Here is an 18,596-nt window from a genome sequence, read left to right as displayed (position 1 = left end):
AGCCCTTTACAGCCGTGATTCCACCCACTCCTGAACGCCTGCCACAGCGCCCGGCAAGGCCGCAGTATCGGTACCGCCACCCATGGCCATATCGGGACGACCACCGCCCTTGCCGCCAATTTGTGCAGATACATGGGACACCAGGTCTCCTGCCTTCACTTTACCGGTCAGATCCTGGGTAACACCAGCCGCAACGCTTACTTTACCATCGCTTTCGGTCGCCAGCAGCACAATGCCGCTCTTGAGAGTGTTCTTCAGATTATCGATCAGACCTCGCAGCGATTTGGGGTCAGCATTGGGAACCACCAGGGCCAGCAACTGTGTGCCTTTGACCTGCACGGCCTGCGATGACAAATCGGCGCTGGACGCGGCAGCCAGCTTGGCCTTGATGCGATCCATTTCTTTTTCCGCAGCGCGCAACTGCTCCTGCTGCAAGCGTGTTCTTTCCACGAGATCAGCAGGACTGGTTTTCAAAATAGCAGCCGCCTGCTGCACCGATGCATTCAGGTTCTGCACCCAGCCAAACGCATTGTGTCCGGTAATGGCCTCCACGCGGCGCACGCCCTCGCCCACACCGCCTTCGGAAACAATTTTGAACAGACCGATATCGCCCGTGCGCGCAACGTGTGTGCCGCCGCAAAGTTCGCGTGAAAAACCGATATCCAGAACCCTGACGGTATCGCCATACTTCTCGCCGAACAGCGCCATGGCGCCATCCGCCACTGCATCATCAAAAGCCATCACGCGTGCTGCCACCGCATTGTTGGCCAGCACCTCGTTATTGACGATCGCTTCCACATCACGAATCTGCGTAGCCGTTACCGGTGCACCGTGGGAGAAGTCAAAGCGGGTTTTATCAGGATCAACCAGTGAGCCGCGCTGCTGTACATGCTCGCCCAAAACCTGCTTAAGCGCCTTGTGCAACAGGTGTGTCGCTGAGTGATTGCGCATCGTGGCCTGACGCCTGTCGGTATCAACCAGCGCCTGAACCTGATCGCCCACCTTGAGGCTGCCCAGGCTAACCGCACCATGATGACCGAATACATTGGCCTGAATTTTTTGTGTATCGACTACATCAAAAGCCGAACCGAACCCGGTAAGCGTACCGCTGTCTCCGACCTGCCCGCCGGATTCAGCGTAAAACGGCGTAGTGTCCAGCACCACAATGGCATCCTGCCCTTCCTGGACCGCATCGACCAGCGTGCCGTCGACATAAAGCGCCTGTATGGTTGCGCTGGTTTGCAGATGTTCGTAACCTTCAAAACGGGTTTGCGCGCCCTCATACTGCAGGTTCGCCGCCATTTTGAATTTGCCGCTGGCCTTGGCCTGCGCCTTCTGGTGAGCCATGGCTTGGTCGTAGCCAGCCTGATCAACGCCGAAACCGCGTTCACGACAGACGTCTGCGGTCAAGTCGAATGGAAAACCGAAAGTATCATACAGGCGGAAGGCAGTCTGGCCATCCAGCACGCCGTCTTTGCCCAGCGCAGCCAGCTCATCGTTCAGGATGCGCATGCCGTTGACCAGGGTTTCCTGAAAGCGTACTTCTTCCTGACGGATCACGGAAGCCACGTGTTCAGCCGATTTGGCCAGTTCAGGATAGGCCTCGCCCATCTGCTCAACCAGATCAGTAACCAGTTGGTGGAAAAACGGTGTGGTCTTACCCAGTTGATGACCGTGACGCAGGGCGCGGCGAATGATACGGCGCAGCACATAGCCGCGCCCCACGTTACCCGGAATAACACCATCTACAATCATAAAACTGCAGGCACGGATATGATCGGCAATCACCTTGAGTGAGTTGTTGGTCAGATCGCTGGTACCCGTTTCGCGTGCCGCTGCCTTAATCAGGTTCTGGAATAGGTCAATCTCATAATTCGAATGCACATGCTGCAACACGGCAGCGATACGCTCCAGGCCCATACCGGTATCAACGCAGGGGCGCGGCAGCGGCGTCATATTGCCCTGCTGATCGCGCTCAAACTGCATGAACACCAGATTCCAGACCTCAATATAGCGGTCGCCGTCTTCTTCAGGCGATCCCGGTGGGCCACCCCAGACATCGGGACCATGATCATAGAAAATTTCGGAACACGGACCACAAGGGCCGGTATCGGCCATTTGCCAGAAATTGTCGGACGCATAGCGTGCACCCTTGTTGTCGCCGATACGGATAATACGCTCTGCCGGAACGCCGATTTCCTTAAGCCAGATATCATAGGCCTCATCGTCTTCCTGGTAGACCGTTACCCATAATTTCTCGGCCGGCAGGCCATAGACCGTGGTTAACAGCTCCCAGCCGTAGCGAATGGCATCCTGCTTGAAATAATCACCAAAGCTGAAGTTACCCAGCATTTCGAAAAAGGTATGATGCCTGGCGGTATAACCGACGTTTTCCAGGTCATTGTGCTTGCCGCCGGCACGCAGGCAACGCTGCGACGTTGTGGCGCGCGAATACGGACGCGTTTCCTTGCCGGTAAATACATCCTTGAACTGCACCATACCGGAATTGGTAAAGAGCAAGGTAGGGTCGTTTCCCGGCACCAATGAAGAAGACGGCACAATGGTGTGGCCCTTCGATTCAAAAAAATGCAGGAATTTCTGGCGGATATCAGCGACTTTCATTATGAGAAATGGCAGAAAAATTTGGTAACCTGCTATTATAAGATGACTTTTAGCAATTGCACGCAACAGCACAGCAAATGTCAAAGTAATATGTCGCTTCCTGGCCTCGAATGACCCTATTATTCAGTCTATTGGCCGCGTTGATGTGCCTCAGGCAACACATTCGCCAGATAAAGCAAAGGCCGGCTCGCCACTGCGACACACCGGCCTAAATTACTAACTACGTTTTACTGACTACGCGCGACGCTAGTTATGAATGGCGTCCGCTTCCGAAGTAAACGAATCAGCAAAAAACTCATCTTCCGGCAAGCCACACAGCCCGGTATATTCTGTGCGGGCACTGTTAACCACGATAGGCGCACCGCAGGCATACACCTGGTGACCGGACAGATCAGGAAAATCCTGAATCACTGCCTTATGCACGAAGCCGGTGCGGCCGGTCCAGGCGTCTTCCGGGGTCGCATCGGAAATGACCGGCACATAGGTGAAAAATGGCAGGTCGCGATCCCATTGCTGAGCCAGCTCGTTCATATACAGGTCTTGCGGACGCCGACCTCCCCAGTAAAGCGTGACAGGACGGATGATCCCTTTCTCGATAATGTGTTCCATCATCGCCTTGATCGGCGCAAAACCAGTCCCACTGGCCAGAAAGATAATTGGCTTGTCGCTGTCGTCACGCAGAAAGAATGAACCCAGCGGCCCTTCTACGCGCAGGATTTCGCGCACTTTCATTTGCGTTGCACCCGCGCCGAATACGTGATCGGTGAATACGCCGCCCGGCAGATGCCGTATATGCAACTGTACTGGTTCGGTACCGTTAGGCGCGCTGGCCATGGAAAAACTGCGACGCTTGCCGTCCTTCAAAATGAACTCAATATACTGCCCCGCGTAATATCGAAAAGGCTCGGTTGCCGGCAACTGCAGGCTGATCACCATGACATCATCGGCGACCTTGTCCAGCGCCATCACACGGGCAGGCATTTTGCGGATCTGGATATCGCTGGCCATACGCACTTCGCGCACTTCAATATCCATATCGCTGGTCGCATGCGCCTGACAGAACAGGGTGTAACCTGCGCTGATCTCGTCGGCTGACAGAATCTGGGCAGGCGCCGGGCCGGCATCAAAAGTTCCACTAATCACTTTACCCTTGCAGGTAGAGCAGGACCCGCTGCGACAGCTATAAGGCAGCACAAAGCCCGCAGCCAGCGCGGCGTCCAGAATCGTCTGCCCTTCTGTTGTTTCAAATTGATGGTTGCTGGGATGCACCGTCACTTTATATCCCACGACTTTACTCCTTGTTTGCTGCCAGAACCGGCAACAGTGTAATGTTTTTCATGCGCACAACGAACAGGCGCCCCTTGCGTGCGCGCTTGCCGATGTATTCGGCCAGCGCCTGCAGCGAGAGCGTGTCCTCGGTCTGCTTATTGCGATAAATGCCCGACACCACAATACCGCCTTCGCCCACCGGTATAATCTGGGCCAGGCTGTCACTGGCATCGAGTGTCATCAATTGGGTGCCGCGACCACCGCCCGCAAGCGATTTCACTTCTCCCAAATCGATGATCAGAATTTTCCCTTTGGCGGTATACATCGCCAGATGGGTACTGCTATCGAATACGGGGATGGGGCGCAGCAAATGCTGCTCGGCCTCGACCGTTACGAACTGTTTTCCTGCTTTCTGGCGGCTGATCATATCAGACAGTTTTGCGGTAAAGCCCAGCCCGTTGCTTTGCATCAGCAACCAGCGGCTGTCGGCAGCGCCCGCGATAAACTGAGTGACCTGCGTGCCACGCTCCAGATCAACCATACTGGTAATAGGCTGGCCGTCGCCGCGTGCCGATGGCAGCGTCGCTACTGCCACTGAATAGACGCGACCATTGCTGCCAAGCGCGATGAGTGTATCGGTACTCTGGCATTCGTAAGCGGCGTACATGCGATCGCCGGTTTTGAAACCGAACTGGGTGTGGTCATGACCATGCCCCTGACGCGAACGCAGCCAGCCTTTTTCCGACACAATGACAGTCACCGGTTCCTGTACGATACGGGTTTCCAGCACTGCCCTTTCGGCCTCCTGGATGATCGTGCGGCGCGCGTCTCCGTATTTTTTGGCATCGGCTTCAATCTCCTTGCCAATCATGCGTTTAAGCGCTGACGGATTATCCAGCAGTTCCTGCAGTTTTTTCTCTTCATCACGCTTGTCATTAAGCTCCTGCTCGATCTTGAAACCTTCAAGTCTTGCCAACTGACGCAACCGCATTTCCAGAATATCTTCGGCCTGTCGTTCCGTGAGCGAAAACCGTGCCATCAACGCCGCACGCGGCTCATCGGACTCGCGTATGGTCTGAATCACTTCATCGACGTTCAGATACACCACCATGCGGCCTTCCAGCACATGGATGCGGTCAATGACCTTATCCAGGCGGTGCTGTGTCCGACGGGTAACCGTTAGGGTGCGGAAAGTCAGCCATTCTTCCAGGATGGTGCGCAGATTGCGCTGGCGCGGCCGGCCGTCGATACCAATACAAACCAGATTGACCGAGACGGTCCCTTCCATGCTGGTTTGTGCCAGCAACAGATTAACGAATTCGTTACGATCAATGCGCGAGGATTTGGGTTCGAACACCAGCCGCACTGCCGCTTCCCGTCCGGACTCATCTCTTACGGCATCCAGCATGCCCAGCATGGCGGATTTGTTTGCCTGCTGATCGGGCGTCAGCGCTTTCTTGCCCGCTTTTACTTTGGGGTTGGTGATTTCTTCAATTTCTTCCAGCACTTTCTGCCCGGAGGTATTGGGCGGCAATTCTGTAATGACCAGCTGCCACTGGCCCCGCGCCATTTCTTCAAATTCCCAGCGGGCGCGCGCTTTGAGCGAACCGCGGCCCGAGGAATAAATCGCTGCGATATCGCTGGCAGGCGTAATAATCTGGGCCCCACCGGCAAAATCCGGCCCGGGAATCAGCGCATACAGCTCTTCGTCGCTCATGCGCGGATGACGCAGCAGGCCCACAGCAGCCGCCGCCACTTCCTGCAGATTGTGCGAAGGAATTTCAGTTGCCATCCCCACGGCAATACCCGAGGCGCCGTTAAGCAGCATGACCGGCAGGCGCGCAGGCAGCATTTGCGGCTCCTGCTGGCTGCCATCGTAATTGGGAATGAAGTCAACCGTGCCCTCGTCAATTTCACCCAACAGCACATCGGCAATAGGCGTCAGGCGCGCCTCTGTATATCGCATGGCGGCAGCGCCATCACCGTCGCGCGAACCGAAATTGCCCTGGCCATCGATAAGCGGATAGCGCAAGGTGAAGTCCTGAGCCATCCGCACCAGTGCATCGTAGGCGGCCTGGTCGCCGTGCGGGTGAAACTTACCCAGCACATCGCCCACCACCCGGGCCGACTTGACCGGCTTGGCGCCGGCACGCAGACCCATTTCGCTCATGGCATACAGAATACGCCGCTGTACGGGCTTCTGACCATCACCTACGTCGGGCAAGGCACGGCCGCGCACGACCGATACCGCGTAGTCCAGATATGCCTGCTCGGCATACAAACCCAGGGTGATGGTTTCGTCTTCGGGAGGCGCTGCGTCAAACAGGTCCGTCTGGTCTTGATCACTCATTACACATCCACTTCAGCTAAATTACCTTTGTCTTCGAGCCAGCTGCGTCGCTGCGCAGACTCGCCTTTACCCATCAGCATATTGAACATTTGTTTCGTTTCGTCTGACGTCAATTCGCCGTAGCCCACCGGCAGTAAACGGCGCGTGTCCGGATTCATGGTTGTTTCCCACAACTGTTCCGCACTCATTTCGCCCAGACCTTTAAAGCGGCTGATGCTCAGACTACCCGGTTTTACCCCATCTTTCTGCACCAGTTTTTCCTGGACGGCCTCCAGTTCCGACTCATCCAGGCAATACAGCTTGCGTGCCGGACGCTTGCCCTGTGCGGGAACATCTACCCGGAACAGGGGCGGCTTGGCAATAAACACAAAGCCATTTTCTACCAGCCGGGGAAAATGGCGATAGAACAGCGTGAGCAGCAGTACCTGAATATGCGAACCATCAACGTCGGCATCGGAAAGGATGCAAATACGACGGTAGCGCAGCCCGGACAGATCAGGATTGTCATTGGGGCCATGTGGATCTACGCCAATCGCCACGGCAATGTCGTGAATCTCATTATTGGCAAACAGACGGTCTTTTTCCACTTCCCAGGCATTAAGGACCTTGCCGCGCAATGGCAGCACGGCCTGAAATTCCTTATTGCGACCCATCTTGGCAGAGCCACCCGCAGAGTCGCCCTCAACCAGGAATACTTCGGTACGGGTACTATCGGACGATTCACAGTCGGTCAGCTTGCCCGGCAACACCGCCACGCCGGAACTCTTGCGTTTTTCAACCTTCTGCGCGGAACGGGTGCGTACCTGCGCCTGGCGAATCGCCAGTTCGGCCAGTTTGCGGCCCGCTTCCACATTACTGTTCAAACGCAATTCAAATGACGTTTTGGCAAACCCGCCCACCAGACGGACAGCGTCGCGGTTATTCAGCCGTTCTTTAATCTGCCCCTGGAACTGCGGGTCCAGCACCTTGGCCGACAGCACAAAACTGGCCCGGGAAAATACGTCTTCAGGCAGCAGCTTGATGCCTTTGGGCAGCAGATTGTGCAATTCGATAAAGCTCTTGAGCGCCGTATACAGCCCTTCGCGCAAGCCGGCCTCGTGCGTGCCGCCAGCCGAAGTGGGAATCAGATTCACGTAGGATTCACGTACAACCTGTCCTTCGGTGGTCCAGGCCACGGCCCATTCAGCACCCTCGCCATCGGCAAAGTACTCGTGCGACTTGTCGGCGTACTGGCTATCGGCAAACACCGGCACCAGCAACTCTTCGCCCGCCAGCGACTCGCTCAGATAACCGGTGAGCCCACGCTCGTACAGCCATTTTTTCTGCTCGCCGGTTTTTTCGTTGTTCAAAACAACGGTCACACCCGGCATTAGAACGGCCTTGCTGCGCAGCAGGCGCAACAGTTCGTTCATTGGAATCTGGGCCGTATCGAAATATTTGGGATCGGGCCAGATGCGGATGCGCGTGCCGGTTTTCTTGCGGGGGACCGCATCACCCAGACGGGTTAGCGGGGACTCAAGCGCCCCGCCTTTGGCAAATACCAGCTGGTACTCACTGCTATCGCGCCAGACGGTCACCTCCATTCGGGTTGACAGCGCGTTGGTGACGGACACCCCCACACCGTGCAAACCGCCGGAGAATGCGTAAGCCCCGCCGGCTTTTTTGTCGAACTTGCCGCCTGCATGCAGTCGGGTAAAAACAATTTCCACTACCGGCGCTTTTTCCTCGGGGTGTATGCCAACGGGGATGCCCCGCCCGTCGTCTTCTACCGTTACGCTGTTATCTGTGTTGACGGTAACAGTAATTTGTCTGCCAAAACCCGCCAGGGATTCGTCGGCAGCATTGTCGATGACTTCCTGAATAATATGCAGCGGATTTTCCGTGCGGGTGTACATGCCCGGGCGTTCGCGCACGGGCTCCAGACCCTTGAGGACCCGGATTGATGCTTCGTCATAGCTTTGCTTGGCGGCCACGTGTTTCTCGATACTGTTCAAAAAAACAGACATTTTACGTGCTCAATGTGTTTTTTGTCGCCTAATAATCACGCTTTTAAACAATCTTTATCGATAAATGGTATTCTTACATTTAACTACAGACGCATTTGGCTGCTGTTAGCCTGTCAGGTCTATCCATTCCCTGACCGGCCCGGCTTCATACGCCGGCTTCGGAATTCAAACTGATAAATCCATTCCGTCGCAGCTCACATCAAACCTATCCGCTTTGATCGACCTCAAATCGAGGCATCCCAAATACGTACTATTTCATTTCTGATTATTCTTGACTATTGTCATCTGAAAACATTATGAGCGATCTGATCAAACACGCAACCGAGAAAACATTTGAAGCCGAAGTGCTCAAGTCGGAGCTGCCGGTGCTGGTAGACTACTGGGCACCCTGGTGTGGTCCATGCAAGGCGATTGCTCCTCTGCTGGAAGAGGCGTCCCGCGACTACGAAGGCCGTATCCACGTTGTCAAGGTCGATGTCCAGGACCACCCTGAAGTGGCTGCCAAATTCGGCATTCGCGGCATCCCGACACTGATGGTCTTCAAAAACGGTGAAGCTGTCGCCACCAAAGTCGGCGCAGTCAACAAAACCCAGCTTACCGGGTTCATTGACGAATCCATTTAAATTATTTTTTTCGCGCGGGCTCATTCGTCAGCCCGCCGCCACGACTCTTATATCAATCCTTATCTATCCTACTCATAAATAATGCACCTTAATGAATTAAAGGCACTGCATGTGTCGCAGCTGCTCGATATGGCTGCCGGCCTGGAAATCGAAAACGCCAACCGCTTCCGCAAGCAGGAATTAATGTTTGCCATCATGAAGCGTCGCGCAAAAATGGGCGAACAAATTTTCGGGGATGGTGTGCTGGAAGTATTGCCAGACGGCTTTGGCTTTCTTCGCTCCCCTGAAACTTCCTACCTCGCCAGCACCGACGACATCTATATCTCCCCTTCACAAATCCGCCGCTTCAATCTTCACACAGGTGATTCGATTGAAGGCGAAGTACGTGTACCCAAAGACGGCGAACGCTATTTCGCCCTGGTCAAAGTAGAAAACGTCAATGGTGTCTCTCCGGAACTGATGAAACATCGCATCATGTTCGAGAACCTGACGCCGCTGCACCCGGACGAACCGCTGCTGCTTGAACGCGATATCAAAAGCGAAGAAAACAACACCGGCCGTATTCTGGATATTTTTTCACCTATCGGTAAAGGTCAGCGCGCCCTGATCGTCGCCAGCCCGAAATCGGGAAAAACGGTCATGATGCAGCATATTGCGCATTCCATTACCACCAACTACCCCGACGCAACCCTGATTGTTCTGCTGGTTGATGAACGCCCCGAAGAAGTGACAGAGATGACCCGTACCGTGCGTGGTGAAGTGGTTGCCTCTACCTTCGATGAACCGGCCACTCGCCACGTACAGGTTGCCGAAATGGTGATCGAAAAGGCCAAGCGCCTGGTCGAACTGAAGAAAGACGTGGTCATTGTGCTGGACTCCATCACTCGCCTGGCCCGCGCCTACAACACGGTCGTGCCCTCTTCGGGCAAAGTGCTGACCGGCGGTGTAGACGCCAATGCGCTGCAACGCCCCAAACGGTTTTTTGGTGCTGCCCGGAATATTGAAGAAGGTGGCTCCCTGACGATTATCGGCACCGCGCTGATTGAAACCGGCAGCCGTATGGATGAAGTCATCTATGAAGAGTTCAAAGGCACTGGTAACTGCGAAGTTCATCTGGAACGCCGCCTGGCAGAAAAACGTATCTACCCTGCCATCAACCTGAACAAATCCGGTACCCGCCGCGAAGAATTGCTGATGAAGCCCGAGAAGCTGCAGCGCGTCTGGGTACTGCGCAAGTTCATTCATGATATGGACGAAGTCGAGTCAATGGAATTTATTCTGGACAAGATCAAGTCCACGAAGAACAACGACCAGTTCTTCGATATGATGAAAAAATAAGAAAACCTTGCTGTAGACTGAAAATACCTTCCGTTGCGAAGGTATTTTTTTGTCTACGGGCAGAAAAATTCTGCCTCACATCCTCCATGCAACGGCGTGAAAATATCACAGGCGGATTTTGCTAAATTTTGCTCGCCAGATTTTATGATTTGAGCGTATGCTATGCGCAGCATGACCATCCGATCATGTCGTATTTTTGATCCCGTTAGAAAGGAATGAAAATGAATATTGTCAGCAAATCAGCCTGCGCTGCAGCAGTCGCTGCCAGCCTGTTGTGCATGACCGCCATGGCGCAAACAGCCGCGCCGGCAAAAAAAGAAAATAGTCAGCAAAGCCGTATGACGACCTGCAATGCAGATGCCAAAACCAAAAATCTGCATGGCGACCAGCGTAAGCAGTTTATGAAAGAATGCCTGAGCAATAACAGCACGACCAAAGACGGCAAACCGCTAAGCAGTTCCCAGCAACGGATGGCCGACTGCAACAAGGACGCAAAAGCCAAATCCCTCACCGGCGACGCGCGCAAAACATTCATGAGCACGTGCCTGAAAAAAACCTGAAGCCAGGCAGACAGTTAACATACCGGCGGCGCGTGACACTGCCGGTATCAGCACAAAAAAAAGCGACCAACAATATGATTGTCGAGTCGCCCAGAGAGAGTAACCATGATGGAGAGACTTTGCAAAAACTCCATCGTTGTTTTAGCGGCGCATCCCCGCAGGAATGCGCCCAACGTTTAATACTTATTGTGGCATTTGTTTCATCTGCTGATCCAGCATATCCAGTGCCTGCTTGCAGCTGGACTCCAGTTGCGCCTGATCCTTGATCGCGGCCATCTGTGAGCGCTGTTGATCCATCATCTGTTTCATCTGATCAGCAGAACCGCCTGCCTTCGCAACCAGGTCCTCGGCCTTTTTGAAGTAATCCTGGCAGGTTTGCGGCAGGTTACTGTCTGCCCCAGCCGAAGAATCGGCCGCTGGCGCTGGCGTCTCACCTGCAGCAGAGGAAGATGCAGTACCGGAATCAGCCGGCGCCGGTGAAGACTCTGCCGGCGCAGCAGGTGCTGCAGGCTCCGCAGCCGGCGCCGGCGTGGCTGGCGCCTCGGATGTCGCCGCAGGCGTTTCGGGTGCGGCAGAATCCGAGCCTTTGTCACACCCGGCCAGCCCAACAACGCCAGCCATGACGGCAGCCAGCACCGCCAGACGTGTTTTATTTAAATTCATACATCCCTCTTCTTTATTGTGGCTGGCTGCCGCCAGACGCAGGGGCTTCGCCAGAAGCGGGGGCTTCGCCAGACGGCGCAGGCGTTGTGCCGGAATCAGCGGGTGCCGATGTAGCCGGTGCTTCAGATGATGCGGCTGGCGTATCAGCAGGAGCCGAGGAATCTGCACCTTTATCGCATCCCGCCAGACCTAACAGACCGGCGAATACTGCTGTCAAAACTATTGAGCGTGTCGTATTAACTTTCATGACTTAACCTCTTTATTTGAATTGCGAAATCAGTACAAACCATTATTCGCACTTTCGCTCGAAAGGTCATTACAGAACGACTATAAAGTGCTTATATTTGTAACATTTGCAATTTTTTCAGATCGTGGTCAATGAGGCTATCTGATTGATTTAGCTTGCAAAAGGCTGAATCCCTGATTTTGCCGGTGTCTTAATATTTAACGTTTTGTACCGGTGGCAGGCTGTCTGATTCAGTGCAGAAGCGCCGGAAAATGGCTTTTAGCGCAGCTTCTGCATGCACAGAAAAAAGGCGTTTTCTTGCATCCCTGCCCGCTTTTGGCGCAGGGATGCAGGTAATGCATCAGACGATTCGCACGTTCAACTGGCCCAGTCCTTCAACTTTACCGACCAGCTCATCGCCGGCAACGACCGCGCCCACGCCTTCGGGGGTGCCGGAAAAAATCAGATCGCCGGGCTGCAGCTCAAACAGGCCGGACAGATACGCAATGGATTCCGGAATGGACCAGATCAGCGACGCGATGGTGCTGCTCTGACGCGTTTCACCGTTCACATCCAGCGAGATTGCCGCCGTGTCAATGTCCTTAACCGTTGCCGCCGGATGCACAGGTCCGATAGGGCCTGACAGATCAAAGGCCTTGCCCACTTCCCAGGGCCGACCCTGCTTCTTGGCCTCGCCCTGCAGATCACGTCGGGTCATGTCCAGACCCAGTGCGTAGCCGAAAACCATCTGCGCAGCCTCCTCTACAGACACGTCCTTGCCCCTTTTGCCAATGGCGACAACCAATTCCATTTCGTAGTGCAGGTTGGACGTTTTGGATGGATACGGCATTTGTCCGGTTTCACCATCGGCGATAGGCAGCAATGCGTCAGCAGGTTTGCTGAAAAAGAACGGATCTTCACGGCCGGTAAAACCCATTTCCTTGGCATGCTCGGCGTAATTGCGTCCTACGCAGTAAACACGACGCACCGGGAAACGTGCATCGCTACCAGCAATCGCAAGGGAAACCACCTCAGGGGCGGGAAATACATAAGTCATAGCAGTCTCTTCATGGTCTTGGTTATCGTTAATCAATAAAGCATTGCGGCAGGCCAGCTTGCTGCTCTGGTGCGCGCCATCAAAAAAGGGCCCGGTCGTGTACTGCCGTGCCCTTTTTTAAACATGGTTGGAAACCAGTGGATTATTTACCTTTCTGGAATCGTTCGATACTGCTGGTGATCTCGGCATGCGCCGCATCAATGCCTTCCCAACCCTTCACTTTCACCCACTTGCCTTTTTCGAGATCTTTGTAATGCTCGAAAAAGTGCTGGATACGCTGCAGATCCAGCTCTGGCAGATCAGTATGGGCATTCAGGGAGCTATAGGGAGGATACAGTTTGTCTACCGGACGGGCCAGCAGTTTAGCGTCACCACCTGCTTCGTCATCCATTTGCAACACGCCCAGGGCACGGCATTTGATAACTGATCCAACGGCAACGGGAAACGGTGTAATCACCAGCACATCCACCGGATCACCATCGTCAGCCAGTGTATCCGGAATATAGCCATAGTTGCAGGGATAATGCATGGCCGTCATCATGAAGCGATCAACATACACCGCACCGGTGTCTTTATCTACTTCGTATTTAACCGGATCGGCATTCATCGGAATTTCAATTACAACATTGAATTCTTCCGGTGTTTTGGAACCGGCCGGGACATTTTTCAAGCTCATAGTCAACTCTTCTGGTTACTGTAGTTACGGTTTTCGGAATTACGATTTTTCATTCAATTCATCGGCGCGGATACCGGGAATAGGCGCACTATCAAAGTACTCATCATCGGCTTCCTGTCGTTTGGCATAAATGGTTTTTGCAGATGCTTCATCTGCGCGTTCCGGCTCAACCTGCTGCTCGGCACGCTTGCGATCAGGCGGGCCGTCCGGATCCATACGGGTATCGGCTGCCGGCAGATATTTTTCTCCCTCCACCGTGGGTAGCATGGAGATCGATGCCGTTGCGAACCGCCAATGTTTGACTGCCTCGGCAGGCTTGCCCAGACGGTCATAAAGCGCGCCAAGTAAGGTATGTGTACGCGGATCTTCACGCAACTTGAGACTGCGTGTCAGATAACGCTCGGCCTGCCCCCATAACTGCGCAGCCAGGCACAGAAAACCCAGTGCGTTAAGCAGATCAGGATTGTTCTCGTCTTTTTCCAGCCATTGCTGTGCTTTGGTCAGACGCCCATTCACCTGATCGGCCGGACACTGTACGTAGGCGTTGAGCAGCCGGGCGTCAATATGTTCGCGTAACGACGCTTCCAGAATCTGTCCTGCTGTGTCGAAGTGGCCTGCCGCCTGTGCTTTCTCGGCCGCAGCCAGTGCGACCAGCGGCATGGCTTTCTCGGCGCTGCTGAATGATTTCCAGGTATTGGCCCAACTATCGCGCGTCGTCGCTTTCATGACCGCCGCACCGGCGTGCTCAATAAGGCGTTGCCCCTCGAACGTGTCGATAGCACCTTTCTTGCTGAGCGTACGGGCGACCTGCAACAATTTATCCTGATTGCCAAGTTGCTTGTAGCCGCGCAGCAGCAGCCGCTGGAGATGGTCCTGATTCGCGCCCCCGGCTTGTGCCAATGGTTCAAGCAATGCCAGTGCCTGTTTGGACTCACCCTGCTCCAGCAGCATTTCTGCACGGATGGTGGTTGTGGCATCCAGCATTCTGGGGTTACCCTGGGCCTTGGATTGTGCCGTTAAAAGCAGTGCATCACGTTCGGCATAGCGCGACTGATTATGCGCCGCCTTGGCTGCCGCCAGACTGGCCAGGGCAGCACGACCGTTATCACGACTGCGATTGAGCAAACGAGTCAGATCCTTCTCTGCAGGGCTGCTGCGTCCCTCCAGCAATTCCACCCAGCCGCGCTCCAGCAGATCGTAGTCCTTACGGGTATGACGGCGCTGATTCCAGTTACGCCATCTTGTTGGCGCATCCATCAGAACACCGATGAAACGGAAGACCAGATAAAAAATGAAAAAGGCAATGACGATGAATACCAGGCCCGCCGCCAGCGAAACCGTCCGGCGTTCATCGCCGGTCACCACCATGAAATAGCCACTGGAATCACGCAGCAATAGCGCAGCAGCAACGGCAACAGCAAACAGGACAAGTAATTTCAAACTGGTTCGCATGCATTACTCCTGTCCGGGATTCGTGGATTTAAGCTGCTTGCGGGTTTCCTCAACTGCCTTCACGCTCTGCGTGATCGATGGCAATTCAGGTCTGACACCTGCCTTGAGCAATTGCTGAAGCTGGGCAAGCACCTGTTGCGTTTCCACCGAATCCTGATTGAAACTTTGTTTAATGCCCTTTACCACAGTTTCAAGCGAAGCCGTCCAGATACCCTGTTGCCCGTTCAGCAATGCCTGCTGGGCAAAATGCAAATACTGTTTCAGGTTGCCCCGCAGTTGCGCGGCCTGATCAACCGTGAGCAACAGCTGGTTCGGGTCGGCCAGCTTTTCTACGCGGACAATACCGCCAAGATCGGAACGCAACCCATCCCAGGCCGCACCCGGCCAGGTTTTCACTTCATTCCAGGCGCGCTCATACCACGCTTCTGTAGCGGCAGCCGAATTTGTTTCGTTCGTGTCGCTCCCAGTGGATGCGCCCTGAGCAGACTGCCCGGCCATGGGCTTTGCTCCTGCCTGATCTGGCGCCAGCATTGGCAGCGCATCTATTTTCTCGGACAGGGCCGCGATTTGGGCAAACTGCGCATCCACGCCGATGGCGGGCGCACTTTTCAGGGTGACGATATCGGCTGACAGAGCGCCGCGCAAACCCGCAAGTACCGGCGCATCAGCCTGGTCTATGGCCTTGATGCCGGTTTCCAGGGCAGTCACGGCATTCTCGAGGTTGCCAACGATGGCAAGCTCATTCTGCGCCATGGTCACTAATCGACTAACATCATTCACCACAAATAGGGTTGTTTCGTCACGCGCGGCCTGCAAACGGGTGGTTTGCAACTGCTGCAATTGCTTCTGTGAAGACTCCAGCTGATCGCGCAAGGCGATGATCTGTGCTGACTGGCGATCAAGCTGATCGCGGATATCTGCCGGTAATGAACCGCCAAACCCGCCTGTTCCCGACGCTGCAGTGTCAGTGGCATTAGCCGTATTGGTTGAGGCCGCTGACGAACCTGCAGACGATGTCTCTGTTGCCGCAGGCGCTGTTTCAGATGCGTCAGTGGTATCGCTCTTGTCAGGCGACGCCTGGGCAGACGCATCCTCATTGTGCTCATTGGTTACAGCCGCTGATGCTGCATCAGTGGTGGCTTCAGACCCTGTCTGAGCCGGCTCATTATTGGCTGTTGCCGAATCTGCAGGCGCATTGCCGTTGCTGCCATCGGCTTCGTTCGTTGCAGATGAAGCAGCATCAGCCCCTGCGGTTCCCTCACCTGCGGGGGTCTGGGCGTCGCTGCCACTTGCCGTCGCTGACGCGGTATCGCCGTTCTGCGCCGGCTCGGCATTATCCGTCGTGCTCGACGCACTTGATGATGTATCCGGGGCAGATCCCTGATCTGCCTGAGCGGCATCCGATGCTGGCGTGTCTGCAGGTGCTGATGCTGCAGGTTCGCTAGTCGTCTGGCTATTGTTTTCTGACTGGGAGTGATTGTTCTGGGCATAGTAATAGCCGCCAGCAGCAATCGCCGCGACCACAACCAATGCGCCAATTAAGGGGCCTTTTGTGCCTTTGCCGGCACTACTTTCGTCTTTATCTGCGTCGGCTGGAGGAACGGATCCGCCTGCAGCGCTGGCAACAGGCTTACCAGCGGCTGCCTTATCGGTTTTGTCAGCTTGCGCTGTTGTTTTCTCCGGCGTGGATCGCTCATTGGTCAGTTCCACATCCGTCACTTTATCCGGCGCTGCGCTTCCCGGCTGATCATGCTGACCTGCCGCTCCCGGCTTTTTTTCCGTTTCCGTATTTCGCGCGTCGTCCTGTTTTTTTTCCATATTTTTCAATTCCTTACTATCCAGAAAACCAATACACCGCTTGGCGATACGTTCGTGAAAGATGGGTACATTGTAGTGGATTACAGCAGGCTTTTAATCCGAGATTGTAACGGTATGGAAAATTGCGTCGTCCTGCGGCAATGTCTGCACGATATGAAGCGTATCGGTGTAGTCGGCAGCCAGCTTTTGCTGCCAGGTCAGTCTGAGATGATCGACCTGCCCCGGATGAGTGACCACAAAGATCGTGGATCGGGCAATAGAAGCCGGATCTATCTGCGCCATCGCCAGATTGCCCACAAACGCTTCTATCCCCTGGGGGCTTGTGAGCAGCACATATTTTTGCTCCGTCGGATTGGCAAGCAAACTGCCCATCTGACTTTGCTGCAGCTGATCCCATTGCCTGGCTTCTCGCCTGTATATAGGCAGGCGCGTAACCTCAATCGACAGCTCCTGCAATTGCCGGCCAAGCCACGGGTTGCCACCGGTGCCGCACACAATCAACACCGAACGCAGGTCAGCAAAAGCAGGACTGGCCTTTAATTGAGTCAGGAAACCATGGGAGTCGTAAGACTGATGATCTGCGGGATACAGAATGTACTGCTGCGCAACGCCCCGGCGTTGCAGCGCCTGTGCCGTTCCCGGGCCGACGCAGCCGGCCACCTGCCCTTGCGGCCATTGCACATGCTGCTCGGCCAGCAGGGCAAAATAGCAATCAACAGCAAATCCGCTGACAAAGAATATCAGATCAAATGAGGCTGGCGCCAAAACCGGTTCAGTGACCGCGAGTCGCTGCAGTGTCAGGGCCGGCAGCGTGATAACGCGCAGCCCTGCCTGTTCAAGCCGCCCCTGCAGCGCCTGGTTTTTTCCCTCAGGTCGCGTAAGAATGACCGTAGCGTGCGGCTGAAGCACGACCAGAACTCACGTCTTGTCGGCTGGAGGCTGCGATGGATCCTGCAGTGCTGCCAGAATGTCGTCTGCCCCCTGCTCCCGCAGCGCTTGTGCCGCCTCTACACCGAGTTGATCGGCCTCTTCGGCTCCACCGGTTCGGGTACTACGCAAAACGCGCTTACCGTCAGGCGTTGCCACCAGTGCATTGAGCGTGACGGCGTTATCCGTTAACGTAGCATATGCAGCGATGGGGACCTGGCAGGACCCGCCCAGCGTCCGGGACACCGCCCTTTCTGCGGTTACACAGGCCGTCGTTGCCGGATCGGCAAGGCCCGCCAGGATTTCCAGCAATTCAGCGCGCGTTTCAAGCACTTCAATGCCCAGCGCACCCTGTCCTGCCGCCGGCAGACTCTCTGCCACTTCCAGCCGCGATGCGATCCGGTCGCCCAGCCCCAGACGCTCCAGGCCCGCAGAGGCCAGCACGATAGCATCATAATCGCCCTTATCCAGTTTGGACAAACGGGTGTCCAGATTGCCGCGCAAGGGTTTAACCACCAGGTGGGGATATACGGCCCGGATCTGCGACTCACGGCGCAAGCTGGAAGTGCCCACCACCGCGCCAGCCGGCAATTGGCTGAGCTGTTGATAGTTGGACGATACAAAGGCGTCAGTCGGGTCGGCCCGTTGCAGGACGGCAGCCAGTGCAAAAGGCGACTGCAGATCGACCGGCACGTCTTTAAGCGAATGCACGGCGAGGTCTGCCCTGCCATCTACCAGCGCCGTTTCCAGCTCCTTGATGAACAATCCTTTGCCACCAATCTTTGATAAGGTAGTGTCCAGAATCTGGTCACCCTTAGTGGTCAGCTCCAGCAACTCGACCTGCAACTGCGGGTAACGGGTCTGAAGCAGATCACGAACGTGATGCGCTTGCCAAAGGGCAAGGCGGCTGGCACGGGTTGCAATAGTCAGTTTTTTAAGTTCGGTCACACGAGGTTCCTGCTAAATTTTTATTTAAGATCACGATTCACGGAAAAAGGCGGCCATCGTG

General features: G+C 55.1%; 15 protein-coding genes. 3 read left to right on the top strand and 12 right to left on the bottom strand.

The annotated features are described in order from the left end of the window. Nucleotides 1-6 precede the first annotated feature (6 nt). From alaS to MIM_RS09695, 4 genes are all read right to left on the bottom strand, one after another. Nucleotides 7-2,622, bottom strand: coding sequence for an alanine--tRNA ligase (alaS, locus tag MIM_RS09710; RefSeq protein ID WP_025372559.1), 2,616 nt, complete (start codon nt 2,620-2,622; stop codon nt 7-9). A gap of 246 nt (nt 2,623-2,868) precedes the next feature. Next, a complete protein-coding gene (locus MIM_RS09705) occupies nt 2,869-3,909 on the bottom strand; it encodes a CDP-6-deoxy-delta-3,4-glucoseen reductase (protein ID WP_025372558.1) in 1,041 nt (346 codons plus the stop codon). Between the two features lie 4 nt (nt 3,910-3,913). Beyond that, nucleotides 3,914-6,241: a DNA topoisomerase IV subunit A gene (parC, locus tag MIM_RS09700; protein WP_025372557.1), complete on the bottom strand. Its 2,328-nt coding sequence runs from the start codon at nt 6,239-6,241 to the stop codon at nt 3,914-3,916. Continuing rightward, nucleotides 6,241-8,247 (bottom strand): DNA topoisomerase IV subunit B, encoded by a 2,007-nt coding sequence (locus MIM_RS09695; RefSeq protein ID WP_042070177.1) that lies wholly within the window; start codon nt 8,245-8,247, stop codon nt 6,241-6,243. Before MIM_RS09695 ends, parC begins: the two co-directional genes overlap by 1 nt. A 296-nt stretch (nt 8,248-8,543) precedes the next feature. On the opposite strand from MIM_RS09695, the gene trxA reads away from it, so the two are divergent. From trxA to MIM_RS09680, 3 genes are all read left to right on the top strand, one after another. Further along, entirely contained in the window at nt 8,544-8,870 is a 327-nt protein-coding gene (gene trxA / locus MIM_RS09690) for a thioredoxin (protein WP_025372555.1), read from the top strand. Nucleotides 8,871-8,951: 81 nt separating this feature from the next. After that, complete coding sequence (gene rho, locus MIM_RS09685) at nt 8,952-10,208, top strand: transcription termination factor Rho (protein WP_025372554.1); 1,257 nt, start codon at nt 8,952-8,954, stop codon at nt 10,206-10,208. A 221-nt stretch (nt 10,209-10,429) separates the two neighbouring features. After that, on the top strand, nt 10,430-10,768 hold the full coding sequence (locus MIM_RS09680; RefSeq protein ID WP_025372553.1) for a PsiF family protein: 339 nt from the start codon (nt 10,430-10,432) through the stop codon (nt 10,766-10,768). A 183-nt stretch (nt 10,769-10,951) separates the two neighbouring features. On the opposite strand, the gene MIM_RS23200 is transcribed toward MIM_RS09680, so the two are convergent. From MIM_RS23200 to hemC, 8 genes are all read right to left on the bottom strand, one after another. After that, the gene (locus tag MIM_RS23200) at nt 10,952-11,431 is read right to left on the bottom strand and encodes a DUF5339 family protein (RefSeq protein ID WP_025372552.1); all 480 of its coding nucleotides are present in this window, start codon (nt 11,429-11,431) and stop codon (nt 10,952-10,954) included. 13 nt (nt 11,432-11,444) lie between these two features. Next, nucleotides 11,445-11,678: a hypothetical protein gene (locus tag MIM_RS22885; protein ID WP_144084623.1), complete on the bottom strand. Its 234-nt coding sequence runs from the start codon at nt 11,676-11,678 to the stop codon at nt 11,445-11,447. A 340-nt stretch (nt 11,679-12,018) separates the two neighbouring features. Then, the gene (locus tag MIM_RS09670; protein WP_025372551.1) at nt 12,019-12,714 is read right to left on the bottom strand and encodes a fumarylacetoacetate hydrolase family protein; all 696 of its coding nucleotides are present in this window, start codon (nt 12,712-12,714) and stop codon (nt 12,019-12,021) included. 142 nt (nt 12,715-12,856) lie between these two features. Then, complete coding sequence (ppa, locus tag MIM_RS09665) at nt 12,857-13,390, bottom strand: inorganic diphosphatase (protein ID WP_025372550.1); 534 nt, start codon at nt 13,388-13,390, stop codon at nt 12,857-12,859. A 39-nt stretch (nt 13,391-13,429) separates the two neighbouring features. Beyond that, nucleotides 13,430-14,842 carry a heme biosynthesis HemY N-terminal domain-containing protein gene (locus MIM_RS09660; protein WP_025372549.1) on the bottom strand — a complete coding sequence of 471 codons (1,413 nt, stop codon included), beginning with the start codon at nt 14,840-14,842 and terminating at the stop codon, nt 13,430-13,432. A gap of 3 nt (nt 14,843-14,845) precedes the next feature. Then, nucleotides 14,846-16,660: a uroporphyrinogen-III C-methyltransferase gene (locus MIM_RS09655; protein WP_025372548.1), complete on the bottom strand. Its 1,815-nt coding sequence runs from the start codon at nt 16,658-16,660 to the stop codon at nt 14,846-14,848. Nucleotides 16,661-16,753: 93 nt separating this feature from the next. Next, nucleotides 16,754-17,569: a uroporphyrinogen-III synthase gene (locus MIM_RS22095; protein WP_025372547.1), complete on the bottom strand. Its 816-nt coding sequence runs from the start codon at nt 17,567-17,569 to the stop codon at nt 16,754-16,756. Nucleotides 17,570-17,578: 9 nt separating this feature from the next. Next, complete coding sequence (hemC, locus tag MIM_RS09645) at nt 17,579-18,535, bottom strand: hydroxymethylbilane synthase (RefSeq protein ID WP_025372546.1); 957 nt, start codon at nt 18,533-18,535, stop codon at nt 17,579-17,581. Between the last annotated feature and the right edge of the window lie 61 nt (nt 18,536-18,596).

The sequence above is a fragment of the Advenella mimigardefordensis DPN7 genome (genome assembly GCF_000521505.1).
Taxonomy (GTDB): Bacteria; Pseudomonadota; Gammaproteobacteria; order Burkholderiales; family Burkholderiaceae_B; genus Advenella; species Advenella mimigardefordensis.
This window is presented reverse-complemented; position numbering and strand designations above follow the sequence as displayed.